General features: G+C 71.0%; 20 protein-coding genes. 6 read left to right on the top strand and 14 right to left on the bottom strand.

Translation table 11 applies throughout. The features are described from left to right. Positions 1–101: 101 nt before the first annotated feature. On the top strand, positions 102–599 hold the full coding sequence (locus ACFVXC_RS04390) for a MarR family winged helix-turn-helix transcriptional regulator (RefSeq protein ID WP_389901283.1): 498 nt from the start codon (positions 102–104) through the stop codon (positions 597–599). A gap of 18 nt (positions 600–617) precedes the next feature. On the opposite strand, the gene ACFVXC_RS04385 is transcribed toward ACFVXC_RS04390, so the two are convergent. The 6 genes from ACFVXC_RS04385 to ACFVXC_RS04360 all read right to left on the bottom strand — a co-directional run bounded on the left by ACFVXC_RS04385 (position 618) and on the right by ACFVXC_RS04360 (position 6,807). Next, entirely contained in the window at positions 618–1,613 is a 996-nt protein-coding gene (locus ACFVXC_RS04385; RefSeq protein ID WP_389901281.1) for an ABC transporter substrate-binding protein, read from the bottom strand. Positions 1,614–1,641: 28 nt separating this feature from the next. Further along, entirely contained in the window at positions 1,642–2,421 is a 780-nt protein-coding gene (locus tag ACFVXC_RS04380; protein WP_389901279.1) for an ABC transporter ATP-binding protein, read from the bottom strand. 1 nt (position 2,422) lies between these two features. Further along, positions 2,423–3,553, bottom strand: a complete 1,131-nt coding sequence (locus ACFVXC_RS04375) for a FecCD family ABC transporter permease (protein WP_389901278.1) — start codon at positions 3,551–3,553, stop codon at positions 2,423–2,425. Between the two features lie 74 nt (positions 3,554–3,627). After that, positions 3,628–4,935 carry an MFS transporter gene (locus ACFVXC_RS04370; protein WP_389901277.1) on the bottom strand — a complete coding sequence of 436 codons (1,308 nt, stop codon included), beginning with the start codon at positions 4,933–4,935 and terminating at the stop codon, positions 3,628–3,630. Next, positions 4,932–5,759, bottom strand: coding sequence for a Rossmann-like domain-containing protein (locus ACFVXC_RS04365; protein WP_389901275.1), 828 nt, complete (start codon positions 5,757–5,759; stop codon positions 4,932–4,934). Before ACFVXC_RS04365 ends, ACFVXC_RS04370 begins: the two co-directional genes overlap by 4 nt. Before the next feature lie 58 nt (positions 5,760–5,817). Beyond that, positions 5,818–6,807, bottom strand: coding sequence for a pyridoxal-phosphate dependent enzyme (locus ACFVXC_RS04360; protein ID WP_389901274.1), 990 nt, complete (start codon positions 6,805–6,807; stop codon positions 5,818–5,820). Positions 6,808–7,036: 229 nt separating this feature from the next. Between ACFVXC_RS04360 and ACFVXC_RS04355 the strand changes: the two genes are divergently transcribed. After that, complete coding sequence (locus ACFVXC_RS04355) at positions 7,037–7,909, top strand: kinase (protein WP_389901272.1); 873 nt, start codon at positions 7,037–7,039, stop codon at positions 7,907–7,909. A gap of 57 nt (positions 7,910–7,966) precedes the next feature. Here ACFVXC_RS04355 and rbsD read toward each other — a convergent pair whose 3' ends face one another. The 6 genes from rbsD to ACFVXC_RS04325 form a co-directional block, all read right to left on the bottom strand. Continuing rightward, positions 7,967–8,356, bottom strand: a complete 390-nt coding sequence (gene rbsD, locus ACFVXC_RS04350) for a D-ribose pyranase (RefSeq protein WP_389901270.1) — start codon at positions 8,354–8,356, stop codon at positions 7,967–7,969. After that, entirely contained in the window at positions 8,353–9,309 is a 957-nt protein-coding gene (locus ACFVXC_RS04345; RefSeq protein ID WP_389901268.1) for a ribokinase, read from the bottom strand. The genes rbsD and ACFVXC_RS04345 overlap by 4 nt, the downstream gene beginning before the upstream one ends. 89 nt (positions 9,310–9,398) lie before the next feature. Then, a complete protein-coding gene (locus tag ACFVXC_RS04340) occupies positions 9,399–11,348 on the bottom strand; it encodes a substrate-binding domain-containing protein (protein ID WP_389901267.1) in 1,950 nt (649 codons plus the stop codon). Next, positions 11,338–12,945 carry a sugar ABC transporter ATP-binding protein gene (locus ACFVXC_RS04335; RefSeq protein ID WP_389901580.1) on the bottom strand — a complete coding sequence of 536 codons (1,608 nt, stop codon included), beginning with the start codon at positions 12,943–12,945 and terminating at the stop codon, positions 11,338–11,340. Before ACFVXC_RS04335 ends, ACFVXC_RS04340 begins: the two co-directional genes overlap by 11 nt. A 14-nt stretch (positions 12,946–12,959) precedes the next feature. Continuing rightward, a complete protein-coding gene (locus ACFVXC_RS04330) occupies positions 12,960–13,976 on the bottom strand; it encodes a LacI family DNA-binding transcriptional regulator (protein WP_389901265.1) in 1,017 nt (338 codons plus the stop codon). A 328-nt stretch (positions 13,977–14,304) separates the two neighbouring features. After that, on the bottom strand, positions 14,305–15,522 hold the full coding sequence (locus tag ACFVXC_RS04325) for a hypothetical protein (protein WP_389901263.1): 1,218 nt from the start codon (positions 15,520–15,522) through the stop codon (positions 14,305–14,307). Between the two features lie 367 nt (positions 15,523–15,889). Between ACFVXC_RS04325 and phsA the strand changes: the two genes are divergently transcribed. From phsA to ACFVXC_RS04310, 3 genes are all read left to right on the top strand, one after another. Next, positions 15,890–17,737 (top strand): O-aminophenol oxidase PhsA, encoded by a 1,848-nt coding sequence (phsA, locus tag ACFVXC_RS04320; RefSeq protein ID WP_389901579.1) that lies wholly within the window; start codon positions 15,890–15,892, stop codon positions 17,735–17,737. Positions 17,738–17,880: 143 nt separating this feature from the next. Continuing rightward, on the top strand, positions 17,881–18,627 hold the full coding sequence (locus ACFVXC_RS04315) for a PDZ domain-containing protein (protein WP_389901261.1): 747 nt from the start codon (positions 17,881–17,883) through the stop codon (positions 18,625–18,627). 129 nt (positions 18,628–18,756) lie between these two features. Further along, the gene (locus tag ACFVXC_RS04310; protein ID WP_389901260.1) at positions 18,757–19,890 is read left to right on the top strand and encodes a M24 family metallopeptidase; all 1,134 of its coding nucleotides are present in this window, start codon (positions 18,757–18,759) and stop codon (positions 19,888–19,890) included. 38 nt (positions 19,891–19,928) lie between these two features. On the opposite strand, the gene treZ is transcribed toward ACFVXC_RS04310, so the two are convergent. Then, on the bottom strand, positions 19,929–21,674 hold the full coding sequence (treZ, locus tag ACFVXC_RS04305) for a malto-oligosyltrehalose trehalohydrolase (protein WP_389901258.1): 1,746 nt from the start codon (positions 21,672–21,674) through the stop codon (positions 19,929–19,931). 158 nt (positions 21,675–21,832) lie between these two features. Between treZ and ACFVXC_RS04300 the strand changes: the two genes are divergently transcribed. Beyond that, the gene (locus tag ACFVXC_RS04300) at positions 21,833–22,384 is read left to right on the top strand and encodes an FHA domain-containing protein (protein WP_389901256.1); all 552 of its coding nucleotides are present in this window, start codon (positions 21,833–21,835) and stop codon (positions 22,382–22,384) included. A 9-nt stretch (positions 22,385–22,393) separates the two neighbouring features. Here the strand turns inward: ACFVXC_RS04300 and ACFVXC_RS04295 are convergent, their stop codons facing one another. Continuing rightward, positions 22,394–23,644, bottom strand: coding sequence for a M14 family zinc carboxypeptidase (locus ACFVXC_RS04295; RefSeq protein WP_389901255.1), 1,251 nt, complete (start codon positions 23,642–23,644; stop codon positions 22,394–22,396). Positions 23,645–23,759: the final 115 nt, after the last annotated feature.

The following is a 23,759-nucleotide window of genomic DNA, read 5'->3' as shown; positions in this document are numbered from 1 at the left end:
GTCGAAGAACGTGAGGAACGGGTTTCGTTCGCTCACGAGCAATGGTTGCACACGACTTAGTTGTGCACAACTTAATGACGCGTGCCAGGTACCCTGGACCCATGACGTCATCGCCGACAGCCGTACCCCCCGGCACCGACCGACCGGACAAGGCCGACCTGCCCGACGCCGACCTCCTGCGCCTCGACCACCAGGTCTGCTTCTCGCTGCACGCCGCCTCGCGCGCCTTCGGCGGCGTCTACCGCGACGCCCTCAAGGACCTGGGGCTCACCTATCCCCAGTACCTGGTCATGCTGGTGCTCTGGGAAGACGGCCCGCAGCCCGTCAAGGCGATAGGCGAGCGGCTGCGCCTGGACTCCGGCACGCTCTCGCCGCTCCTCAAGCGCCTGGAGACAGCGGGACTCGTGGGGCGTGAGCGCAGCGCCGCCGATGAGCGCTCCGTCACCGTTCGGCTGACGGACGCCGGAGCCGAGCTGCGCGAGCGGGCGCTGCCCGTGCCGCGCCGGATCCTCGCCGCGACCGGTATGACGGTCGAGGAGATTCTCGCCCTGCAAGGGCTCCTCGGCCGTCTGGCAGGCGCTCTCGACGGGGCTCACTGAGGCACGGTCGAGTCGAGGTCACCGCTTCAGCGAGCGCACGTACTTCCCGAACTTCTCCAGGCCGTCGATGTCGCGCGGCCCGCTGATGCCCTCGTTGTAGTCGAGGACGAAGAAGTTGTTCTTGCGCACCGCGGGCAGTTCCTTGGTGTGCGGGGACTTCTTCAGGAAGTCGATCTTCTTCTTGGCGGGCATGTCGCCGTAGTCGAAGATGATGACGACCTCGGGCTCGGCCTTGGCGACGGCCTCCCAGTTCACCTGGGTCCACCGCTCGTCGAGGCCGTCGAAGATGTTCTTGCCGCCGGCGGACTTGATGATGTCGTCGGGCGGGACCTGGCTGCCCGCAGTGAAGGGCTGGTCGGTGCCGGAGTCGTAGAGGAAGACGGGGACCGGGTCGCCCTTGGGGGCCTTGGACTCGACGGCGGCCACGCGCTTCTTGAGGCCGCCCACGACCTCGTCCGCCTTCTTCTCGACCTGGAAGATCCTGCCCAGGCGTTCGAGGTCCGAGTACAGGGCCTCGAACGGGGTGAGCTTCTGTGGATAGCCGGGGTAGTTGAAGCAGCTCTCCGTGTGCATGAAGCTCTGGATGCCGAGCTTGTCCAGGATCTTCGGGGTGATGCCCCGCTGGTCGCTGAAGCCCGAGTTCCAGCCCGCGACGACGAAGTCGGACTTGGCCTCCACGACGAGCTCCTTGTTGAGCAGGTCGTCGCTGAGCATCTTCACCTTGGCGTACTCCGACGCCCAAGGGGACTCGCTCACCGGCGGGTTGGCCGGGGGCATCACATAGCCGTGGACGTGCTCGGTCAGGCCCAGGCTGAACATCTTGTCCGCGCTGCCGCCTTCGTAGACCACCGCGCGCTGCGGAGTCCTGTACGTGACCGGCTCGCCGCAGCGCTTGACGGTGACCTTCCCGGGCGTGCCCGCGGCCTTGGAGTCCGAGTCGACCTCCGCGCCGCAGCCGCCGAGCAGCAGGGCCGCCGCGAGCGCCGATCCGATGGTGGTACGTGTTCCGGGCATGGCCTGGTGGTGCCTTTCAGAGGGAGGTTCACAGGGGAGCCGAGGGGCTCAGTGCGTAGAGAAGTTGGGGGTCGCCGGTCAGGGGGTGGCTGATCACGCTGGCCTTGACGCCGAAGACCTCGTCGACGAGGCCCGTGGTGAGCACCTCTTCCGGCGTCCCCGCGGCCACCAGCGCGCCCTGGGAAAGCACCCCGATGCGGTCGCACGCCGCCGCCGCGAGGTTGAGGTCGTGCAGGACCACGAGGACGGTGAGGCCCGAACCCCTCAGGAGTGAGAGGAGCTCGATCTGGTGGCGTACGTCGAGGTGGTTGGTCGGCTCGTCGAGGACCAGGATTTCAGGTTCCTGGACCAACGCCCTTGCCAGCAGCACGCGTTGGCGTTCTCCGCCCGACAGGGTGAGTACGCCCCGGTCGGCGAGGCGGGTGAGGTCGAGACGGGCCGTCGTCCGTGCGCACAGGTCCTGTTCGCGCGCGCTGAGCGCCTGGTTCCCGCGCAGATGGGGCGCGCGGCCCAGGGCGATGACCTCCGCCACGGTGAAGTCGAGGTCCACCGCGCCGTCCTGGGCCACCGCGGCGACGATCCGCGCACTGCGGCGCGGCGTCAGCCGCGAGAGGTCATCGTCGCCCACCCGGACCACGCCGGAGCTCGGACGCAGGGCGCGGTAGACGCACTTGAGGGCGGTGGACTTGCCGCTGCCGTTCGGGCCGACCAAGCCCACGATCTGGCCGCTGCCCGCCGTGAGGGACAGGTCCCGGACGAGCAGCTTGCCGTCGATCCGCACGGACAGGCCGTCGAGTGCGAGCTCCATCTCAACGACCCCCGAACATATAGCCCTTGTGCCGCATCAGCGCGATGAACACCGGTACCCCGACCAGCGCCGTGATGACCCCGAGCGGCAGCTCGCGCGGCGCCACGAGCGTCCGCGACAGGAGATCGACCCAGACCATGAACACCGCCCCGGCCGGCGGCGCGACGGCGAGCACCCGCGCATGCGTGGCGCCGACCACCATGCGTACGAGATGGGGCATGACCAGGCCGACGAAGCTGATCGCGCCACTCACGGCGACCATCGTCCCGGTGACAAGGGAGGCGAGCAGGAGCAGGCCCTTGCGGTGCCGGTCGGGGCTTATGCCCAGGCTCGTCGCGGTCTCGTCGCCGAGCGCCAGGACATCGAGCGCCCTGCTGTACCGGTGGAGCACGGCGAGACCGAGCAGTACACAGGCGGCAACGACGGGCAGGGCGCCCCAGCTCGCGGCGCCGAAGCCGCCCATCGTCCAGTACAGGATCATGCTGGTCGCCTCGGTGTCCGGCGCGAAGTAGATGATCACGCTCAGCACGGCCTGGAAGCCGAGCGCCATCGCGACGCCCGTCAGGACGAGCCGCAGCGGCGAGAGCCCGCCACCGCGGCCCGCCGAGGCGACGTACACGAGAAGGGAGGCGACGAGCGCGCCGATGAACGCCCCCGCCGACACCGCGTAGACGCCGAGGGCCGCGAGTCCGCCCGTGACCGTGACGCCGACCGCGCCGACCGACGCCCCGGACGAGACGCCCAGGACGAAGGGGTCGGCGAGCGCGTTGCGCACGAGCGCCTGGATGGCGACGCCGACCGCGCTCAGGCCCGCGCCCACAAGTGCGGCGAGGAGCACCCGCGGTGTGCGGATCTGCCAGATGATCTGATACGTCGTCACCTCGTCGGCGTCGATGCTCCCGCCGCTCAGTGCCGCCCACAGCAACCGTGCGGTGTCGCCCGGCGTGACCACCGCGGAGCCCAGACCGATGGCCACGACGACGGAGACGAGGAGGATGAGGAGGAGCGCGGCACAGGTCGCCGCCAGACCCGCGCGGGAGGCGGCGACTGGGCTCCGTACGCCTTTGGCCGGTGGCTCCGGGGGAGGCGCGTCGGACGCCGCGGCGGCGGTTGCCGTAAGGGGCAGAGGCATGGGCGGTCGGGCCTTTCAAGTCTCTACGGGTCAAGTCGCCTCGACAGCAGGTGTTTTCGTACTCCGGACAGTCGCTATGCGGCGGGCTCCGCATCCTCCGGCCGATCCCCATCGGCCGGATCCCCGTCCACCGGCCCCGCCCGCGACACGAGAACCCCGGCCACGAGCGCCACGACCACCAGCGCCCCGAAGGCCACGGCGATCCCCGGATACCCGGCGAGCCCGAGCCCGAGCCCGCCGAGACCCGCGCCCACGAAGACTCCGAGGCTCATCCCCGCGGCGTTCACGCTCAGGGCCGCGCCGCGCCGGGTCCCGCAGCGACGGACGAGCAGGCTGATCACGCACGCGGCCACGACGGCGTGGCTTGCCGCGTGCAGGGACGTCAGCGCGAGCGCGAGCGGCAGCCAGTGCGTGAAGTAGAAGCCCACGACCGAGACGAGCGCGGCGAGCAGACCGATGGTCAGCAGCCGCTCGGTGCCGATCCGCGGCTCGGCGGCGTTCGTGATCCGTCCCGTGAGGAGGTTGCTCACGAAGAACGACGCGCCGCTGAGCGTCCACACGAACGCGAAGAGTCCGGGGTTCAGCGCGAACCGGTCGTCGTAGTAGGCCGCCAGATAGGAGAGGTAGCCCATGAACACGGCGGTGCGCAGCAGGGCGATGAGCAGCAGCGCAGCGACACCGGGGATCGCCCCGAGCGCCTTGAACGAGGCTATGTAGCCGAGGCGTTGGGCGTCCGCCTTCTCCTGGACCGGCTTGTCCTTGCCGCGCGCGAAGAAGACGGCGGCGAGGAGCAGCGACACCCCGGTCACGGCGAACAGGTCGCCCTGCCAGCCCCAGAACAGCGCGGGCAGCGCGATGACCGGCGCCGCGAGCATCGCCGTCATCGACTGGGTCGCCGTGACGAGCGTGGCCGCGCGCCCGGCGGCCTTTCCGGAGCCGAAGCGGTCGGCGGCGGCCGCGGTGAGCGCCGGGTTGAGCACCGACGTACTGGCGCCGACGAGCAGGCAGAACACGGCGAGCAGGATGAAGTCCCCGCTCGCGCCGAGTGCGGCGGACGCGCCGAGCGCCGCGAGACCGCCCGCCGCGGCCCACTCCTTGCGCACGCGGTCGATCAGCGGGGCGAGCGCGGTGCCCACCAGCAGGGCGGCGAGACCGCCGAGTCCGCGCAGGCCGCCCAGCGTGGCGACGCTGCTCTCGGCGTCCTCGGCCATGGGCACCAGGTACGTGCTGAAGATGGTGAACGGCAGTAGGCCCACCGCGGACGCGACCAGGACGGGCCACAGTGTGCGGGCCATCCGCAGGTCGCCGGGCAACTCCTCGCCGGCGGCGGAGGGCCGGGAGGGTCCGGGATCCACCGTGGCGCCCTTGGAGTGGACGCTCACGCCGCCTCCCGGTAGCGGTAGAGGGGCGTCTCGTCGGCGCTGAACTGCGAGAACGCGAAGGGCTCGGCGGAGAGGCCGGTGACCCCGGCGGACAGGAACGCGCGGGCCACGGCGCTGCCGCTCTGCGCGTACACCACCAGCGGCACCTCGTGCTCGCGGCAGTGCGCGAGGATCAGGTCGAAGGTGCCGTTGCTCAGCGTCATACCGGTGGCGACCACGGCGTCGGCTTCCTCAAGGACCTCGGTCATGTCGTCGGTGATCCGGTCGCCCCACTGGGTCGTACGGAGATTCAGGTCGCACGGCAGACAGACGCCGCCCCGCTCACGTACCGCCGCGACGAGGGGATTGACCACGCCGATCAGCGCCACTTTCGCGCCCGGCCCGATGTCGAGCAGCCCGGCGATGGCGGCGTCGCGGGCCTTCGCCCGTTCTTCCGGGGTGCCGGTGGGCAGCGTGACGCGCTCGGCTTCGGCGGCGTCCCGGTGCGGGCTCACCTGTGCGAGATAGGCGTCGAGTGCGGCGATGCGGACGGGCGTGGACTCGGCTCGCAGCAGCTTGTCGAGGGTGTGGCCCGATGCGTTCTCGCAGAATTCCGGGGCGAGTTCACCGGCCTCGAAGGAACAGGCGCCGAAGGCTGTGCCGACCCTGAGCAGCAAGTAGTGGTTGTGGTAGGTGACTTGGCTGTCGGCGAGCCGGGTGGTGTTGTACAGCCAGAACGCGCTGGTGACGGAGAGGTCCTTGGGTGCGGGGCCGTAGTCGCCCGCCAGGACGGCGTCGATGAGCTCCGCGATGTTGAGGGGCGTGCGCGGCTCGGGGTGTGACATGTGGAGTTCTCTCAGAGTGGTGGAGGAGGCGGTGATGCTGGAGGAGGTGGTGGAGCGGTCAGGGAAGGGCGGGCCAGGAAGCGGTCGACCAGGGATGCCTCAGCTCGTCGAGCGAGGTGATCTCATGCGGCTTCAAGGTGTCGATGTCCGGGGCGTCGGCGTGTTTCGCGTAGGCGCTCTCGACATAGCGGTGACCGGTGTCCGCCGCGATGAACACGTACGTACGGGAATGGTCGCGACGCTGTTCCCAGAGAGTGGTGAGGTAGGCGGCCCCGGTGGAGAGACCGGCGAAGATGCCGCTCGTCCTGAGGAGCGAGACCGCGCCGGACACCGCACAGTCGAAATTCACCCAGTGCACGCGGTCGTACGCCTCGTGCCGGACATTCCTGAATTCGATGGCGCTGCCGATCCCGGCGATGATCATGTCCGGGTCGGCCACGTGCTGCGAGCCGAAGGTGACGCTGCCGAAGGGCTGCACGCCGACGAGTGACACATCCCGGCCCGCGGCACGCAGATAGCGGGCGATGGCGCCGGTCGACGCCCCCGATCCGACCCCGCCCACCAGGGCGAGCGGCCTCTCGGGGAGCTCGGCGTCGATCGTCTCGGCCACGTCGCGGTAGCCGAGGTAATGAATGCTGTCGTGGTACTGACGCATCCAGTGGTACGACGGATTCGCCTCGAGTATCTCGGCGATGCGCCGCACCCGCAGCTCCTGGTCGAGCCGGAGATTCTTCGACGGCCGCACCTGTTCCAGCGTGGCGCCGAGTATGTCGAGCTGGACGCGCAGGGTGTGGTCCACGGTCGTGGAACCCACGATGTGACACCTCATCCCATAGCGGTGACAGGCGAGCGCCAGGGCCTGTGCGTAGATACCGCTGGAACTGTCGATGAGCGTGTCACCGGGTTTCACGGCACCCGAGTCAAGAAGGTGACGGACCGCCCCCAGTGCCGAATAGATCTTCATCGTCTCGAACCGGAGACAGACCAGGTCCGGCTCCAGGGCGATGAGATCGGGTTTCTTCACCGCTTCGGCTATGTGGTCGTGCATGTCTGCTTCTGCCCCCTGCGTCGTCACCTGGATCGGTCGCCGAGCCGAGAGCATCACACTAGATGAAAATGATTGTCAAGACGGTTAGCGCTGTGGCAGCCTGTGGACCCGCAGGCGTCGGGACGTTGAGAGGAGACCTGTGAAGCTGTCCCGGGAGGTCGGGCCGCCCCGCCCGTTGGGTGGTGCGAGATCGGCCGGAACCGGAGTGGGCGCGGGAGTCCGAACCGGAGTGGGTACCGCCTTCGGGACCTTCGGTGAGCTGCTTCAGGGCGTGCTGCCGGAGGAGGACGGGGACTTCCTGGTCACGTTGCCCGTCGCGCGGTGGACGATGGCCACGTTCCGTCAGGAGCTCGGCTGCGACTCCGGGGATGTGGTGGTCCGGCCCGCCGGGAAGACCAAGGCGCTGCGACTGGCCCGTACGATCAGCGAGTTGGCGGAGCTGCGGACCGGCGAGCCGGCCGGGGGAACCCTCCATGTCAACAGCGTCATCCCCGAGGGCAAGGGCCTTGCGAGCTCGTCCGCCGACCTCGTCGCGACCGCGCGTGCGGTCGGGCAGGCGCTGGGGGTCGGCATGCCGCCGTCCCGGATCGAGCGGCTGCTCGCGGACATCGAGCCCACGGACGGGGTGCTCTATCCGGCGATCGTCGCCTTCCACCACCGCGCCGTGCGCCTTCGCGGTGTCCTCGGCTCACTCCCGGTCATGGCCGTGGTGGGGATCGACGAGGGCGGTTCGGTCGACACCGTCGACTTCAACCGCATCCCCAAGCCGTTCACCCTGGCCGACCGCCACGCGTACGCGCGCCTGCTCGACCGCCTCACCCGCGCCGTACGCCGGCGCGACCTCGCGGAGGTCGGCCGGGTCGCGACCCGCAGTGCGCGGATGAATCAACTCCTGCGCCACAAGTGGTCGTTGGAGCCGATGCGGGAGATCTGCCGAGAGGTGGGAGGCCTGGGCGTCGCCGTCGCGCACAGCGGCACGACCCTTGGCATCCTGCTGGACACCGGCGACCCCTCGTACACGCGGCGCGTCAGTGCGGCGGCACGGGCGTGCGAAGAGCTTGCGGGCGGGGTCACGGTGTACCGGACGCTGAGTTTCCCCTGAGGAGCCAGAGTCGCGCGAGCAGTCCGGCTCAGAAGATCCGGCTCAGACAGATCCGGCTCAGAAGAACACCCCGCACCGCAGCAGCACATTCGCGTACGGCGTGGCCTCGCCCGTGCGTACCACCAGGCGGGCCGTCGCCGTGCGGCGCTTGAGCTCCTCGTGCGGGATCAGGGTGAGGGGGGCGACGCGGGACGCCAGGAGTCCGGCCGTCGCCGGGTTCGCCTCCCGGACCTCCGTCGCCGCCGTCCCGCCCTCCGTCACCAGCTCCGCGAGCAGCCCGTCAAGGACCTCGGCGAAGGACGGGACCCCGGCTCTGAAGGCCAGGTCGACGACCCGGGGGCCCTGCGGGACGGGCATGCCCGCGTCGCAGATCAGGACCGTGTCCCCGTGACCCAACTCGGCCAGGGCGCCGGAGAGATGGCGGTTGAGGATGCCGGTCTTCTTCATGCGGAGGCCGCCTCTCCCGGCGCCGGCACCTCACTGGACGTCGGGTACGACTCCTGCGCCCCCTGCCGGGTGACCGACGCCGCCCCGACGCGCGCCGCGTACGCCGCGGCCGTCGGGAGGCCGTCGCCCAGGCCGAGGCGCCAGGCCAGGGCCGCCGTGAACGCGTCGCCCGCGCCGGTGGTGTCCACCGCGTCGACCTTCGGGCTGGGGACGGTGACGGGGGAGCCGCTGCCGTCCGCCGTCAGCGCTCCGTCCGCGCCCAGGGTGATGACCACCGAGCGGGGGCCGAGGGCGAGCAGCGCCCGCGCCCAGTCCGCGGGGGAGTCCGATGCGGCAGAGGAGCCCGCGTCATCGCCGAGGATGTAGCGCGCCTCGTGTTCGTTCACCACCAACGGGTCGCATGCCGCGAGGACTTCGGACGGCAGCGGTGCCGGAGGTGAGGGGTTCAGTACGAAACGGGCGGCGGACGGCAGCGTACGTACGAGTTCGATGACCGTTTCGACGGGGATCTCCAGCTGGGTCGAGATCACCCGGGACGCGGCGAGCAGGCTGCCCGCCGCGCGGATGTCCTCGGGGGCCAGCCGGGCGTTCGCGCCCGGCGAGACCACGATGCTGTTGTCGCCCGACGGGTCGACGGTGATCAGCGCGACGCCCGTGGGCGCCCCACCGACCAGGACGCCGACGGTGTCCGCGCCCGCCGCGCGCTGCGAGTCGAGCAGGAGCCGCCCGTGGGCGTCGTCGCCGACCCGCGCGAGCAGGGCGGTACGGGCGCCCAGACGGGCCGCCGCGACCGACTGGTTGGCGCCCTTGCCACCGGGATGCGTGGCGAGGTCGGAGCCGAGGACCGTCTCGCCGGGGGCGGGGCGGCGCTCGACGCCGATCACCAGGTCGGCGTTGGCCGACCCGACGACCAGGAGGTCGTACGTGGCGTCGTCGTGGTCGTGGTCCTGCATCTGTGGATCCAGCTCCTGTGTTCGTTCATCCGGCGGGTGGTCGTGCGATGGAGTCCGGGGTGCGATGGAGTCCGGGGGCGCGGTGGAGTTCAGGAGAAGTCGGCCACGTTCTTCTTCGTGACCACCTTCACCGGCACCTTCACCATCGTCTCGACGTCCTTGCCCCGCGCCGCGTTCACCGCGTTCCGCACGGCGATCTTGCCCAGTTCCTTCGGCTGCTGCGCCACGGACGAGTACAGCGTGCCCGCCTCGACCGCCTTGAGCCCGTCGGGCGTTCCGTCGAAGCCCACCACCGAGACCGACGTGCCGGCCTTGCCGCCGAGTGCCTTGGCCGCGCCGAGGGCCATCTCGTCGTTCTCGGCGAAGACGCCGTCGATGCCGGGGTTGGACTGCATGAGGTTCGTCATGACGTCCAGGCCCTTGGTGCGGTCGAAGTCCGCGGGCTGGGAGGCGACGACCTTGATGCCGGGGTACTCCTTGATGCCCTCGGCGAAGCCCTTGCCGCGCTCGCGGCTCGCCGACGTGCCAGCGACGCCCTGCAAGGTGACGATCTTGCCCTTGCCGCCCAGCTTCTCCGCGAGGGTCTTCGCGGCCAGCCTGCCGCCCGCGACGTTGTCGGAGGCGACGAGGGCCGCCGCCTTCGCCTTGTTCACACCGCGGTCGGCGGCGATCACCGGGATGTCCGACTTGTTGGCGCCGCGCACCGCCGGGCCCACCGCGTCCGAGTCGACCGGGTTGACGATGATCGACTTCATGCCTTCGCCGGTGAAGTTCTGCAGCTGGTTGGTCTGCTGTGAGGCGTCGTTCTGCGCGTCGGTGACCGTGAGGTCGATGCCGGCCTTCTTGGCCTCCGCCTGTGCGCCCTCCTTCATCTGTACGAAGAAGGGGTTGTTGAGCGTGGAGAGCGACATGCCGACCTTCGTCGTCGTGCCGGAGGAGGAGTCCTTGTTGAAGAAGGAGACGCCGCCGACGACGGCCGCCACCAGCACGGCCGCGATTGCGAGCTTCAGGACCCGCGGTCCCTTCTTCCCGCCACCGGCCGCGGCGCCCGTCGAGGCCCCGGGAGTCGCCCCGGCCTTGCGGCGCAACGTGTCCAGCAGCACGGCGAGCGCGATGACGACGCCGATCACGACCTGCTGCCAGAAGGCGGACACGGAAAGGAGGTTGAGGCCGTTGCGCAGGACCGCCAGGATCAGCGCGCCGATCAGGGTGCCGGACGCCTTGCCGACACCGCCCGCCAGGCTCGCGCCGCCGATGACGACAGCGGCGATCGCGTCAAGCTCGTAACCCTGTGCGGCCTGCGGCTGCGCGGAGACCAGCCGGGAGGCGAGGACGATGCCCGCGACGGCGGCGAAGAGCCCCGCGAGGCCGTAGATGACGAGCTTCTGCCGCTTGACGCGCAGGCCGGAGAGGCGGGCGGCTTCTTCGTTGCCGCCGATCGCGTACATGGAGCGCCCGATGTACGTACGGGCCAGGATGAGGGCCGTGATCAGACCCATCGCGATCATCACGATGACCGGGACCGGCAGCCAGCCGCCGATCGTGTCGCCGAGGTTGGAGACCGAGTCGGGGAACGGGATCGGGCTGCCCTGCGAGATGACCAGGGAGAGGCCGCGGGCCACCGACAGCATCGCGAGCGTCGCGATGAACGGCGGGAGTTTGCCGTACGAGACGAGCAGTCCGTTGACGAGACCGCACGCTATGCCGGTGCCGACGGCGAAGACGACCGCGAGCCAGACCGGCAGGCCCTGCGAAGTCGCCGTCCAGGCGAGGACGGTGGCCGAGAGCGCGGCCACCGAGCCGACCGACAGGTCGATGCCCGCCGAGACGATGACGAAGGTGACACCGAACGCGAGGATCGCCGTGACGGCGGCCTGCACGCCCACATTGAGCAGGTTCTGGGTGGTGAGGAAGTCGCCGGAAAGCAGCGACATCGCCACCAGGAGGACGACCAGGGCGCTCAGGGCGCCGTTGTCGAGCAGCACGCGGCGAAGACCCGTGGCGCCGCCCGCGTTGCTCTTCAGCGTTTCAGTGGCCACGGGAGGCCTCCCCTTCGGTTGTTCCGTTCTGACCTGCTGCTGAGGGTGTGTCCGCCGCCGCTGTGCTGACGGCGAGTGCCATCACCGCGTCCTGCGTCGCGTCGTCGGCCGTGAGTTCGCCCGCGATGCGGCCCTGCGCCATGACGAGCACGCGGTCGCTCATGCCCAGGACCTCGGGCAGATCGCTGGAGATCATCAGGACCGCGTGGCCGGAGGCCGTCAGTTCGTTGATGAGCTGGTAGATCTCGACCTTCGCGCCCACGTCGATGCCGCGCGTCGGCTCGTCGAGGATCAGAACCTTGGTGTCGGCGAGCAGCCACTTGCCGATGACGACCTTCTGCTGATTGCCGCCGGAGAGCGTGCGCACGTGCTGGCCGAGCCCGGCCATCCGCACGCCGAGCTGCTCGGCGATCCTGGCGGCCGCGACACGCTGCCCCTTGAGGTCCACGAGCCCGGAGCGCGTCGCCGAACGCAGCGTCACCAGACCGAGGTTCTCCTGCACGGAGGCGTCGAGCAGGAGCCCCTGGCCCTTGCGGTCCTCCGGTACGAGGCCGATTCCCGCGCCCATCGCGGCGATCACGTCATGCCGGGGCAGCCGCTCACCCCGTACGTCCACGGAGCCCGCGTCGTACGGATCGGCGCCGAAGACGGCGCGCGCCACCTCGGTCCTGCCCGCCCCGACGAGTCCCGCGAGGCCGACGACCTCACCGGCCCGCACCTCGAAGCTGACGTCGTGGAAGACGCCGTCGCGGGTGAGGCCGTCGACGGTGAGCAACGCGGCCCCGGTGTCCGGGCGTTCGCGCGGATACTGCTGCTCGATGCTCCGGCCCACCATCAGCCGTACGAGCTCGTCCTCGGCGGTCGACGCGGGCACCTGGTCGACGCTGCGGCCGTCGCGCAGGACGGTGACGCGGTCGCCGAGCGCGGCGATCTCCTCCAGGTGGTGGGTGATGAAGACGACGCCGACGCCGTCCGCGCGCAACTGCCGCACGATCGCGAAGAGCTTGTCGACCTCCTCGCTCGTCAGGACGGCTGTCGGCTCGTCCATGATCAGCACGCGGGCCTCAAGGCTCAGCGCCTTGGCGATCTCCACCATCTGGAGCCGTGCGATGCCCAGTTCGCGCACCTTGGCGTGCGGTGACACCTGTACGCCGACCCGCTTCAGGAGCTTCTCGGCGGCCGACTCCATCGCCTTCCGGTCGATCATCCCGAAGCGGCGCGGCTGGCGGCCCAGGAAGATGTTCTCGGCGACGGTGAGGTCGGGTACGAGGTTGAACTCCTGGTAGATCGTGGCGATGCCGAGCCGTTCGGCGTCCTGCGCGCCGTGGATGCGGGCTTCCTTCCCGTCCACGAGGATGCGGCCGCTGTCGGGGCGGTAGGCGCCGGAGAGCATCTTGATGAGCGTGCTCTTGCCCGCGCCGTTCTCACCGAGCAGGACGTGCACCTCGCCGCGGCGCAGGTCGAAGTCGACGGAGTCGAGTGCGACGACGCCGGGGAAGGTCTTGCGTATGCCCTCGATCCGCAGCAGTTCGACCGGCCGCGGCGGTTCGGCCGCGTCGTGGCCGGGTTCCGGGCCGCGGTCGGCGGTGCGCGGCAACTCGTCCGGGTCGCTCACGTGGTGCTCCTCTGGTCGTTGGGGGACTCGCCGCAGGAGCGGCGTACGACGAGACGTGCGGGCAGGGTGACGGACCGGGGGCTTCTGCCCTCGATCCGGTCGACCAGGGCCCGCACGGCGGCTCGCCCCAGATCGCCGGTGGGCTGGGCGATGGCGGTGATCGGCGGATCGGTGTGCACGAACCACGGGATGTCGTCGAAGGCGGCGAGCGCGATGTCGTGCGGGACGCGCAGGCCGTGCGCCCGGATCGCGTCGAGCGCGCCGAGCGCCATGAGGTTGTCGGCGGCGAAGACGGCGTGGGGCGGCTGGGGCAGCGCGAGGAACCGCTCGGTGGCCCGACGCCCGCTGTCCGCCTGGAAGTCGCCCTGTCCGATGTACTCGTCGGGCAGCGGGAGCCCGTACGCGCCGAGCGCCTCACGGAAGGCGTCGACGCGCTCGCTGCCGGTCGTGGTGGCGGCGGGCCCCGCGATGATCGCGAGCCTGCGGTGGCCGATGGCGTGCAGGTGGGCGACCAGGTCACGGACGGCTTCGCGGCCGTCGGCGCGGACGACGGGGACATCGACGCCCGGGATCCAGCGGTCCACGAACACCATCGGCGTGCTGGAGCGCGCGGTGTCGAGCATCAGCGGGGAGCCGCCGTCGGTGGGGGAGACCAGGAGCCCGTCGATCCTGCGGTCCAGGAGCGTTCGCACATGGTGGTCCTGGAGCTCGGGCCGCTCGTCGGCGTTGCCGATGATCACGCTGTAGCCGAGTTCGCGGGCCGCCTCCTCGACGGACCGGGCCAGGGCCGTGAAGTACGGGTTCAGTACGTCGCTGATGACCAGGCCGAGCGTGCGGGTCTGGGCGGTGCGCAGTGAGCGGGCGACGGCGTTCGGCCGGTAGCCGAGGCTCTCTGTCGCGGCGATGACGCGGGCCCGGGCCGCAGGGCTGACCGAGGGGTGACTGTTCAGGACGCGCGAGACCGTGGCGACGGACACGCCTGCCTCGGCCGCGACGTCCTTGATGCTCGCCATCGCCGGTCCACCTCCTTGTGGAATCGATTACACGGAGGATTGGAATCGATTACACGGGTGGGTGGCAAGACCCTGGAGGGGCAGCGAGACCAGATTGTGATGAGAGGTGCTCAGGTGAGCGGAGAGGGCGGAGTGGTCGAGGACTCTCCCCGGGCCGCTACCGGATCACTTGAAAGGCGCTGTCGGTCACGGGCTGTCGGGATCCGAGACCAGCTCGCGGTGGGCCATGGGGGGAAGACATCGTCGTGGTACTCGCCCTGGCGATCGGGCCGCGTACGAGATGGATCTTGAACGGTGTCCGGCGGCGCGTCAGGGGGGGCGGGGCGAGTTACGACTCCGCCGCCGTGTCCATGGCCCTGCGCTCCAGCTCGGCGAGGCGCGCGTCGGCCGCCGCGCGGCCGTGGTCGGTGTCCTGGAGCGACAGATGCAGGCGCTGGGCGCGCACTGCCTGGGTGTAGTCGCCGATCAGCGTCAACTCATCGCGCAGTACCGCCAGTTGGGCCGGGTCCGGGCCCGTGTCGTCCAGCTCGCGGATCAGGTAGGCGCGAGCCGCCTCCACCATTCCCTGATCCCGCGCCAGTTCGAGCCAGGTGGATTCCGGTTCGTCGTCGGGGTCGTCCCCGTAGTTGGAGTCGTCGAACGAGCGCGCCCACGCCTGGACTTGACCGGCCTCCTCCGGGAGCCCGGCGAGACCGCACCAGGTGTCGTACGTCGTCTCGTGCACCTCGCGCAGCAGCGGCAGGTCCTCGGCCAGGCAGTGCAGCCCCACCAGGACGACGGCGAGCCGCAGTTCGTCGGACATGGAGGCGTCCGCCTCGTGCTTGAGGAGGTGGCGCAGGAGGGGGCGATCCGTGTTCCGCCGGTCGTACTGCGCGGCGCGCAGCGCCGCCACTCTGCGCGCCCGGTCCACGGCCACGCCGTCCCAGGCCGTGCGATCGCCCGTCCGCAGCAGGGCCAGGTCGGTGCGGCCCCTGGCGAGCACCTGTTCCCACAGGGGCGGGCGCGGATGCGGATCGAGACGCTTGTACGCCAGGTGTTCGACGGCGTTGAGGAGGAGGTGGTCCGGCTCGGTGCGCAGGAGCGCGGTGTGCAGGCGCGCGACGAGCTGTACGGGGGAGCGCTCCGGGAGCCCGAGCGCGGCGAGCAGTTCGGTGCGGTGCGCGTCGAGGTCGGGTACGCAGTCCTCGCGGAAGTCGCCCTCCGTGTCGGCGATCTCGGCGAGTATCCGTGCCTCGCCGTCGGTCGGCGACAGGCGTACGTAGTCCTGCCAGCCGGGCAGGCCGACGAGCATCTCCAGGGTCTCGTCGACGCTGTCCCCGATGATCCCGGCGGCACCCTCGGAGTCGGCGTACAGAACGGACCCGTCCCCGCACACGAAGTACGTGCCGCCGGAATCGTCCCCCGCGATCGGTTCGAGCGGGCCGCCGGACGCGAGGCGGACCTCTTCGACGTGGTCCGCGCGGGACAGGTCGAATGCGAAAGGGAACGCGGCCAGCTCAGCCAGGCGCGGGTCCTGTCGCAGCAAACGGAGTGCACGTTCGGTCATGCTCCGAAAGTAACAGCGGTCACTGACGGCCGACCCACAACAGGACTAGTCAATTCCATATGCGGTTTCCGATACTTTTCTAGCGGAATGGGGGATTCGTGGAACTTGGGTGACGCGCCGTGAGTCTCTCTTGATGTGAGGGGCGACCACCGACCGGGCCGCTCAACCAGCCGCACGACAGCGGCCGTTGCATTTGCATTGATCAACAGCGTGGAGCGACACGGGGGAGTTCATCTTGACCGACTTGAGCGACATCACTGAGCACATCACGGACCGTCTGCCGGGCACGCGGGCCGACGCGGACGGGACATCGGCACCGGCATCGGCACCGGCACCGGCATCGGCACCGGCCTCGGCTCCGAGGGAGCTGACGCCGTACGTCACACCGCTCCCGGTGCCGCCGGTCCTGCGGCCGGACTCCGTCGACGTGCGGGACGAGACCGACGTACCGGCCGAGACCGAGATCGCGCTGCGCCCGGCCTGGATCCGGCTGCACCCGCAGCTGCCGCCGACCCAGATGTGGGGGTACGACGGGTGTGTACCGGGCCCGACCATCGAGGTGCGGCGCGGGCGGCGCATCCGGATCGCCTGGACCAACCGCATCCCGAAGGGCAGCGAGTATCCCGTCACCTCCGTGGAGGTGCCGCAGGCCGATCCGCGGCCCAGCACTCTGCCGGGCCGCGCGGGCGTCGAGCCGAACAAGGACGTGGCCGCGCTGCCGGCCTGGTCGGTGACGCACCTGCACGGCGCGCAGACCGGCGGAGGCAACGACGGATGGGCGGACAACGCCGTGGGATTCGGCGACGCCCAGCTCTCCGAGTACCCGAACGACCACCAGGCGGTGCAGTGGTGGTACCACGACCACGCCATGAACATCACCCGCTGGAACGTCCAGGCGGGTCTCTACGGCACCTATCTGGTGAGGGACGACGAAGAGGACGCACTCCACCTCCCCTCCGGGGAGCGCGAGATCCCGCTGCTGCTCGCCGACCGGAACCTGGACACGGACGAGGACGGACGTCTGAACGGCCGCCTGCTGCACAAGACCGTGATCGTCCAGGCCGAGAACCCGGAGACGGGCAAACCGGTCTCGGTGCCCTTCACGGGCCCGTACAGCACGGTCAACGGCCGCATCTGGCCGTACGCGGACGTGGACGCCGCCTGGCACCGCTTCCGCCTGGTGAACGCGTCGAACGCCCGTGTCTACGACCTTGTCCTCGTCGACGAGGACAACAATCCGGTGCCCGGCGTCCTGCACCAGATCGGCAGTGACGGCGGCCTGCTGCCGCGTCCCGTCCCGGTCGACTTCGACGAGGCGCTGCCCACGCTCACCGTCGGTCCGGCCGAGCGGATGGACCTGCTGATCGACTTCCGCGCGCTCGCGGGCACGCGGGTGCGGCTCGTGAACAAGGGCAGGGCGCAGCCCCCAGGGGTGCCGGACCCGGCGAACGACGTGCGCCATCCGCAGGTCATGGAGTTCCGCGTGCGGGATGCCGACTGCGAGGACCCGTTCTCGCTCCCGGAGATCCTCTCGGGCTCGTTCCGCCCGCTGAGCCATGACATCGAGCACGGCCACCGCCTGGTCGTCCTGACGCCGCCCGCCACGAAGGGCGGCGGGGGGCACCCGGAGATCTGGGAGATGACCGAGGTCCAGGACGCGGGCGGTATCCAGCTGCCGGCCGAGGGAGTCATCCAGGTCCAGGGCGCGGACGGGAAGAACAAGACCTACCGCAGGACCGCCCGCACCTTCAACGACGGCCTGGGCTTCACCATCGCCGAGGGCAGTTACGAGCAGTGGAGCTTCCTGAACCTCGCGGTGAACCCGCCGGTGACCCACCCCATGCACATCCACCTGGCCGACTTCCAGCTCCTGGGCCGCGACGCGTACGACGTCTCAGGCTTCGACGCCACCGTGGGCGGCACCCTGGCCCCGATCGCGTTCGACCCGAAGAGGGAGATCCCCCTGGCTCCGAACGAGCGGGGCTGGAAGGACGTCTTCCTGGTCCCCGGCGGTCAACTGCTGCGGGTGATGGGCAGGTTCGACGGCGCGTACGGCCGCTTCATGTACCACTGCCATCTCCTGGAACACGAGGACATGGGCATGATGCGCCCCTTCGTGGTCATGCCGAAGGAGGCCCTGAAGTTCGACCACGGGGCGGGGCACGGGGGCCATGACGGGCACGGGAGCGGGCACGAGGGAGGTCACACGGGCTGACAGAGCCCGCGAACGGCCGCCCGGGTCCTCGGCGTCACGCGGTCACGGTCTCCGTGGCCGCGTCGGCCGCACACCTGGACGTCACTCGTTCGTGAATCGTCGCGCCGGGTCACGCCGGGTAGGGCTGTGGCCGGAGGCGAGCCATGGAACAGACTGCGTTGCGGCCCAAGCCGATGCCCGGACAGGAGCACGGCAGGGGAGGGAAGTTCGGCACAGAGGGCAAGTTCGGAATCCGCCACAAGTTCGGCATCGGGCGCAAGCCCGGTGCGGGGCGGACGCCCGGCACGGGCCGCAGGCCCGGTCCCGGCCACCGCCCGCATGCCGTGCGGCGGCGCGGACGGCGTGTGGCCACCCTGCTCTTCGGAGTGCTCTTCTCGATCGTCCTCGTGCTGTCGGGGGTGGGGCTCGGCACGGTGAGCGCCACCGTGATCGGCATGAGCAAGCTCGCCGACATGCAGAAGGAGGCGCAGGCGCAGGCTCAGGCGGGTGCGGGTGCGGGTGCGGGTGCGGGTGCGGGTGCGGGTGCGGGCGCTCAGGCGCAGGCGGGCGCGGCGGCCAAGCCCTCCGCCCCGCCGAAGCCTCCACCGAACCCGCCCCAGAAGGCCGGTGGGAGGGCCGGCGCGCGCCCCGCCCTCGGCGTGGAGGCGGTCGACGCCCCCAGGACTTCCGGCGCCCTGCTCGTCGGCGTGCACAGCCCCGGCGCCGGGCACAGCGCCGGTCTCGTGCGCGGCGACGTACTGCTCGCCCTCGGCAAGACCCGTATCGACTCGGCGAAGGCCCTGGCGGCCGCGGTCGCCGCCGCGGACCCGGGAAGGAATCTCACCGTGACCGTCCGGCACGTGAGCGGGCAGCGGCAGTCCCTGCGGGTGACGCCGGGCTTCGTGACGTGAGGTGGCCAGGCCCGACGCGATGCGGCGGGGGCCGCCGTAACCCGGTCGCGTGCGCGCGGTGATGCGGGCAGGATCGGCTTCATCGGCAGCACGCCGTACGCGCAGCAGCGAGCAGCCCTGGAGGCCCCCATGACCGGCACCCCCGCGGGCACCCCCGCGCCCTTCACCGCCGACGACTACAAGGCCCGCATGGACCGCGCCGCGGCATCCGCCGCGGACGCTGGGCTCGCCGGACTGCTCGTCGCGCCGGGCCCCGATCTGGTCTGGCTCACCGGCTACCAGCCGGTCGCCACCGAGCGCCTCACCGTCCTCGTGCTCGCCGCGGGCCAGGAACCGGTGCTCGTGGTGCCCACTCTGGAGGCCCCGGACGCGGAACGCGCGGCGGGCGCGAGCGCGCTCTCCCTGCGCGACTGGACCGACGGCAAGGACCCCTACGCCACGACCGCGCCGCTCCTTGACGTCGACGGCCGCTTCGGGATCAGCGACAACTCCTGGGCCATGCACCTTCTCGGCTTCCAGAACGAGCTGCCGAACACCTCCTACGTGTCCCTCACCGAAGCGCTCCCCATGCTGCGCGCCGTCAAGGACGCCGCGGAACTCGAGCGCCTCACGGCGGCCGGTGCCGCCGCGGACTCGACGTACGAGGAGATCAAGAAGGTCCCCTTCGCGGGCCGCAGGGAGACCGACGTCGCCGCCGATCTCGCCGAGCTGCTCCGGCGGTTCGGACACTCCCAGGTCGACTTCACCATCGTCGGCTCCGGCCCGAACGGAGCCAACCCGCACCATGAGGTGGGCGACCGCGTCATCGGAGACGGCGACATGGTCGTCCTCGACTTCGGTGGCCTGATGCACGGCTACGGCTCGGACACCTCGCGCACGGTGCACGTGGGCGAGCCGGACGCCGAGGAGCGCGAGGTCCACGACATCGTGCGCGAGGCGCAGGAGGCGGGCTGCCGCGCGGTGCGACCCGGCAGTACGTGCCAGGACGTCGACAGGGCGGCGCGGGCGGTGATCGCCGATGCCGGGTACGGCGAGTACTTCATCCACCGCACCGGGCACGGCATAGGCGTCACCACCCACGAGCCGCCCTACATGATCGAGGGCGAGGAACTCCCGCTCGTGCCCGGGATGTGCTTCTCCGTGGAGCCCGGCATCTATCTGCCGGGCCGCTTCGGAGTGCGCATCGAGGACATCGTGACGGTCACCGACGACGGCGTACGGCGCCTCAACTCGACGCGGCGCGATCTCGCGATCGTCAACTGACGTCCACCGTCGCCCTCACGGTGCTGCCGGTATCGCCCTCATGGTGTCGCGAGCACCGCGCACGACTCGGCGGGCAGCCGCAGCAGCCCGTCCGTGCCGGGCGCGGTGACCGGCGTCCACGCCGCGACCACCCGCGCGCCCCGGCCGCCCAGCGGGATGTCGACCGCCTCCTTGCCGACGTTCACCGCGATCCGCAGATCGCCGCGCCGCACCGCGAACCAGCGCTGTTCCTCGTCGTAGGCGACCCTGAGCGCCGCCAGATCCGGGTCGAGGAGGTCGCCGCGGGCGCGGCGCAGGGCGATCAGTTCGCGGTACCAGGCCAGCACGCGCGCGTGGGGGTCGGTCAGGGGCTCGGCCCAGTCGAGGCAGGACCGGTTCCTGGTCGCCGGGTCCTGCGGATCCGGGATGTCGTCCTCGGCCCAGCCGTGCGCCGCGAACTCCCGGCGCCTGCCCCGGCGCACGGCATCCGCCAGCTCGGGATCGGTGTGGTCCGTGAAGAACTGCCAGGGCGTGGCCGCGCCCCACTCCTCGCCCATGAACAGCATCGGTGTGAACGGTCCGGTGAGGGTGAGCGCGGCCGCGCAGGCGAGCAGGCCCGGGGAGAGGGTGGCGGAGAGCCGGTCCCCTTGCGCGCGGTTGCCGATCTGGTCATGGGTCTGCGTGTAGCCGAGGAAGCGGTAGGCGGGCGTCCGGGCGGGGTCGACGGGGCGCCCGTGGCGGCGCCCGCGGAAGGTCGAGTACGTACCGTCGTGGAAGAGGCCGCCCGTCAGCGTCTTGGCGAGCGCGGCGAAGGGGGCGCGGGCGAAGTCTTCGTAGTAGCCGTGTGATTCGCCGGTGAGCGCGCAGTGCAGCGCGTGGTGGAAGTCGTCGTTCCACTGCGCGTGCAGGCCGAGCCCGCCCTGTCGGCGCGGGGTGATGACACGCGGATCGCCCTGGTCGGACTCGGCGATGAGCGAGAGCGGCCTGCCGAGCCCGACGGCGAGATCGTCCACCGCCGCCGACAGTTCCTCGAGGAAGTGGCACGCGCGCGTGTCGCGCAGCGCGTGCACGGCGTCCAGACGCAGGCCGTCGAGGCGGTAGTCGCGCAGCCAGGCGAGCGCGCTGCCGATCAGATAGGCGCGCACCTCGTCCGAGCCGGGCGCGTCGAGGTTGACCGCGGCGCCCCACGGAGTGTGGTGGGTGTCGGTGAAGTAGGGCCCGAACGCGGGCAGATGGTTGCCGGAGGGGCCGAGGTGGTTGTGGACCACGTCGAGCACGACGCCCATGCCGTGCGCGTGCGCGGCGTCGACGAAGCGCTTCAGCGCGTCGGGCCCGCCGTACGGCTCGTGCACGGCCCACAGGGACACGCCCTCGTACCCCCAGCCGTGCCGCCCCGGGAACGGGCAGAGCGGCATCAGCTCCACATGGGTGATGCCGAGCTCGGCGAGGTGCCCGAGGCGCCCCGCGGCCGAGTCGAGCGTGCCGTCCGGTGTGTACGTCCCCACGTGCAGCTCGTACAGGACCGCGTCCCGCACGCCGCGCCCCGACCAGGGCGCGCGCCACGCGTACCTGTCGTGGTCGACGACGGCGCTGAGCCCGTCGGGGCCGTCCGGCTGGCGGCGCGAGCGGGGATCGGGCAGCACGGGCCCTCCGTCGAGCGAGAAGCCGTAGCGCGCCCCCTCGGTGGCGTCCGCACGCGCCGTCCACCACCCGGCCCGGCCGTCGGCGCGCTCCATCGCGCGCGTGGTGCCCTCGCACAGCAACGCGACGTGCTCCGCCCCGGGTGCCCACACCTCGAACTCCACCGACAGTTCCCCCCTCGTCTGTGATCCGCTGACGGCCATCTGTCTTCGTCCGTACGTCATCCGTGGTCACGCCCGTCCATCGTGCTGCAGAAGTGATCGGCCCGCGGTCGTTCCGCGTTATCTGGACACTCCGGCCGGGCTGACAGACAATCACGAGGGTGACGTCGTCCTTTGAGATCCAAATGCACCCCGCGCGGCTGACCGATGCCGAGCGGGACAGGGCGCTGAAGGTGCTCAGGGAGGGCGCTGCCCTGGGCAAGCTCTCGCACGACACGTTCGTGCGGCGCATGGAACTGGCGCTCGCCGCCCGTCAGCCCGACGAACTCGCCGCGCTCACCGCCGACCTGCGGACCGAGGGACGTCTCTCGCGTGTGGTGTTCGGCGCTGTCGGCGCGGTCTCCGGGTTCACGGTCCGGCTGCGCAGGGCCTGGCAGGCCGAGAAGCTGCCGAAGCTGCTCCTGCCGGTGCCCGGGAACCCGTACCCGCTGCGGATCGGCCGCGACCCCGCGAACGGACTCAGGCTCAGCCACGAGACGGTCTCCCGGGTGCACGCCGAGCTGAGCAGGCAGGGCGGCATGTGGGTGCTGCGTGACCTCGGGTCGACCAACGGCACGTCCGTGAACGGCCGCAGGGTGATCGGCGTGGCCGTCGTCCAGGACGGCGATCAGGTCAGCTTCGGGAAGATGATCTTCCGGCTCTCCGGTTCGTGAAGCGTGCGGTCAATCGCCCCGCACGCGCGCGTGGCGCGCGGCAGCGACCGTCGTCCGTGACTGGTGCTCGACCTGGTGCTCCACCGGCACCCAGCGCGCCTTGAACCGCTCGGCGAACGTGTCGCTCCAGTGCCGCACGAGCCGTTCGAGGCGCGGCGCGGCGCGGTCGCCCGCCGTGTCCAGGACCCGCAGCAGCATGGCGGCGGCCCGCAGCGGAAGGCGGCGCCCGAAGGCGTCGACGCTCCCGATGTACGCCATCGACGTCCCCGCGGGCGGCATCCTGGCCCAGTCGTCGGCGAGCCCCGGCACCAGGTCGAGCGCCCAGCGCGCCGCGCGCAGCAGCGGCCCCTGTGCCTCCGGGAGCCGTGGCAGCGCCTCGCTGAGGATGTCCTCGACCAGGCGCGCGTCGTGCAGCAGCCGCCGCGCGAAGCCGCGCAGTGCAAGCTCGGGGGCGGGGTGGACGGCCGGATCGTCCACGAGGTCGCTCGCCCACATCGGGACCTCGACGATGGCGGTCAGACCGCCGTACCGATGGGCGTGGTGCCAGGTGGTGTGCCGGGCGTCCTCGGGCAGGCTCGGATAGGCGGCCGCCGAACCAGGGCCGGGCAGCACATGCACCCCGGGCCCCGAGACCGGCCAGCCCGCGGCGTCGGACGCCCCCGTCTCCACCGGTATGTGCAGCTCCGCCGCCGACTTGGCGAACGGCTCCGCGAGCCCCGGTATGTCCCGCGTCAACTGCACCCAGCTGCCGCCGAGATCGGTTCCGTGCAGCGACACCTGCAAGTAGGGCCGCAGCTCGTCGATGACGCCGGTCAGGGCGCGGGTCTCGGGCGGCAGCCGGTCGGGCGGAAGGACGGAGGGTGACCACTCCGGCTGCTCGGGTCCCGCGGGGCGGAAGAAGTGACGGTGGTAGTCGAACAGGGTGCGCGGCGAGGGCGTGCGGTGCAGGTTCGCGCCGTCCGGGTCGGCGCACAGGAGGAAGTGCCAGGAGGTGTCGGCACGCAGGTGTTCGTCCCGCAGGGCCCACTCCGCGAGGTGCAGCAGCGTCGAACCACCGGTCGGTTCGTTCGCGTGCGCGCCCGCGACGACCAGGACGGCGCGGCGCGAGTGGCCCACGGACAGCAGGTGCAAGGGTCTTCCGGCGCGCGAGGTGCCCACCTGGCGCAGGGAGCACAGCTCGGGGCGGTGTACCGCCAACCTCCGTGCCGACAGTACGAGTTCGGCCACATTGAGATAGCGCTGCTCCGCCAGTTGACTCACCCCCGTCTTGTCCGCTGAAGCAATCCGCAGTACGCCACGCGGTCGGGCACGTGTCAAGCGTGCGACCCGAGGGATGTCACCCCAGGGCGCCTCCGCCCCGCAGTGTCACCCGAAT

The organism is Streptomyces sp. NPDC058257 (assembly GCF_042881845.1).
GTDB lineage: Bacteria > Actinomycetota > Actinomycetes > Streptomycetales > Streptomycetaceae > Streptomyces.
Note: the sequence above shows the minus strand (reverse complement) of the source record. Positions and strands in the feature narration are given on the sequence as shown.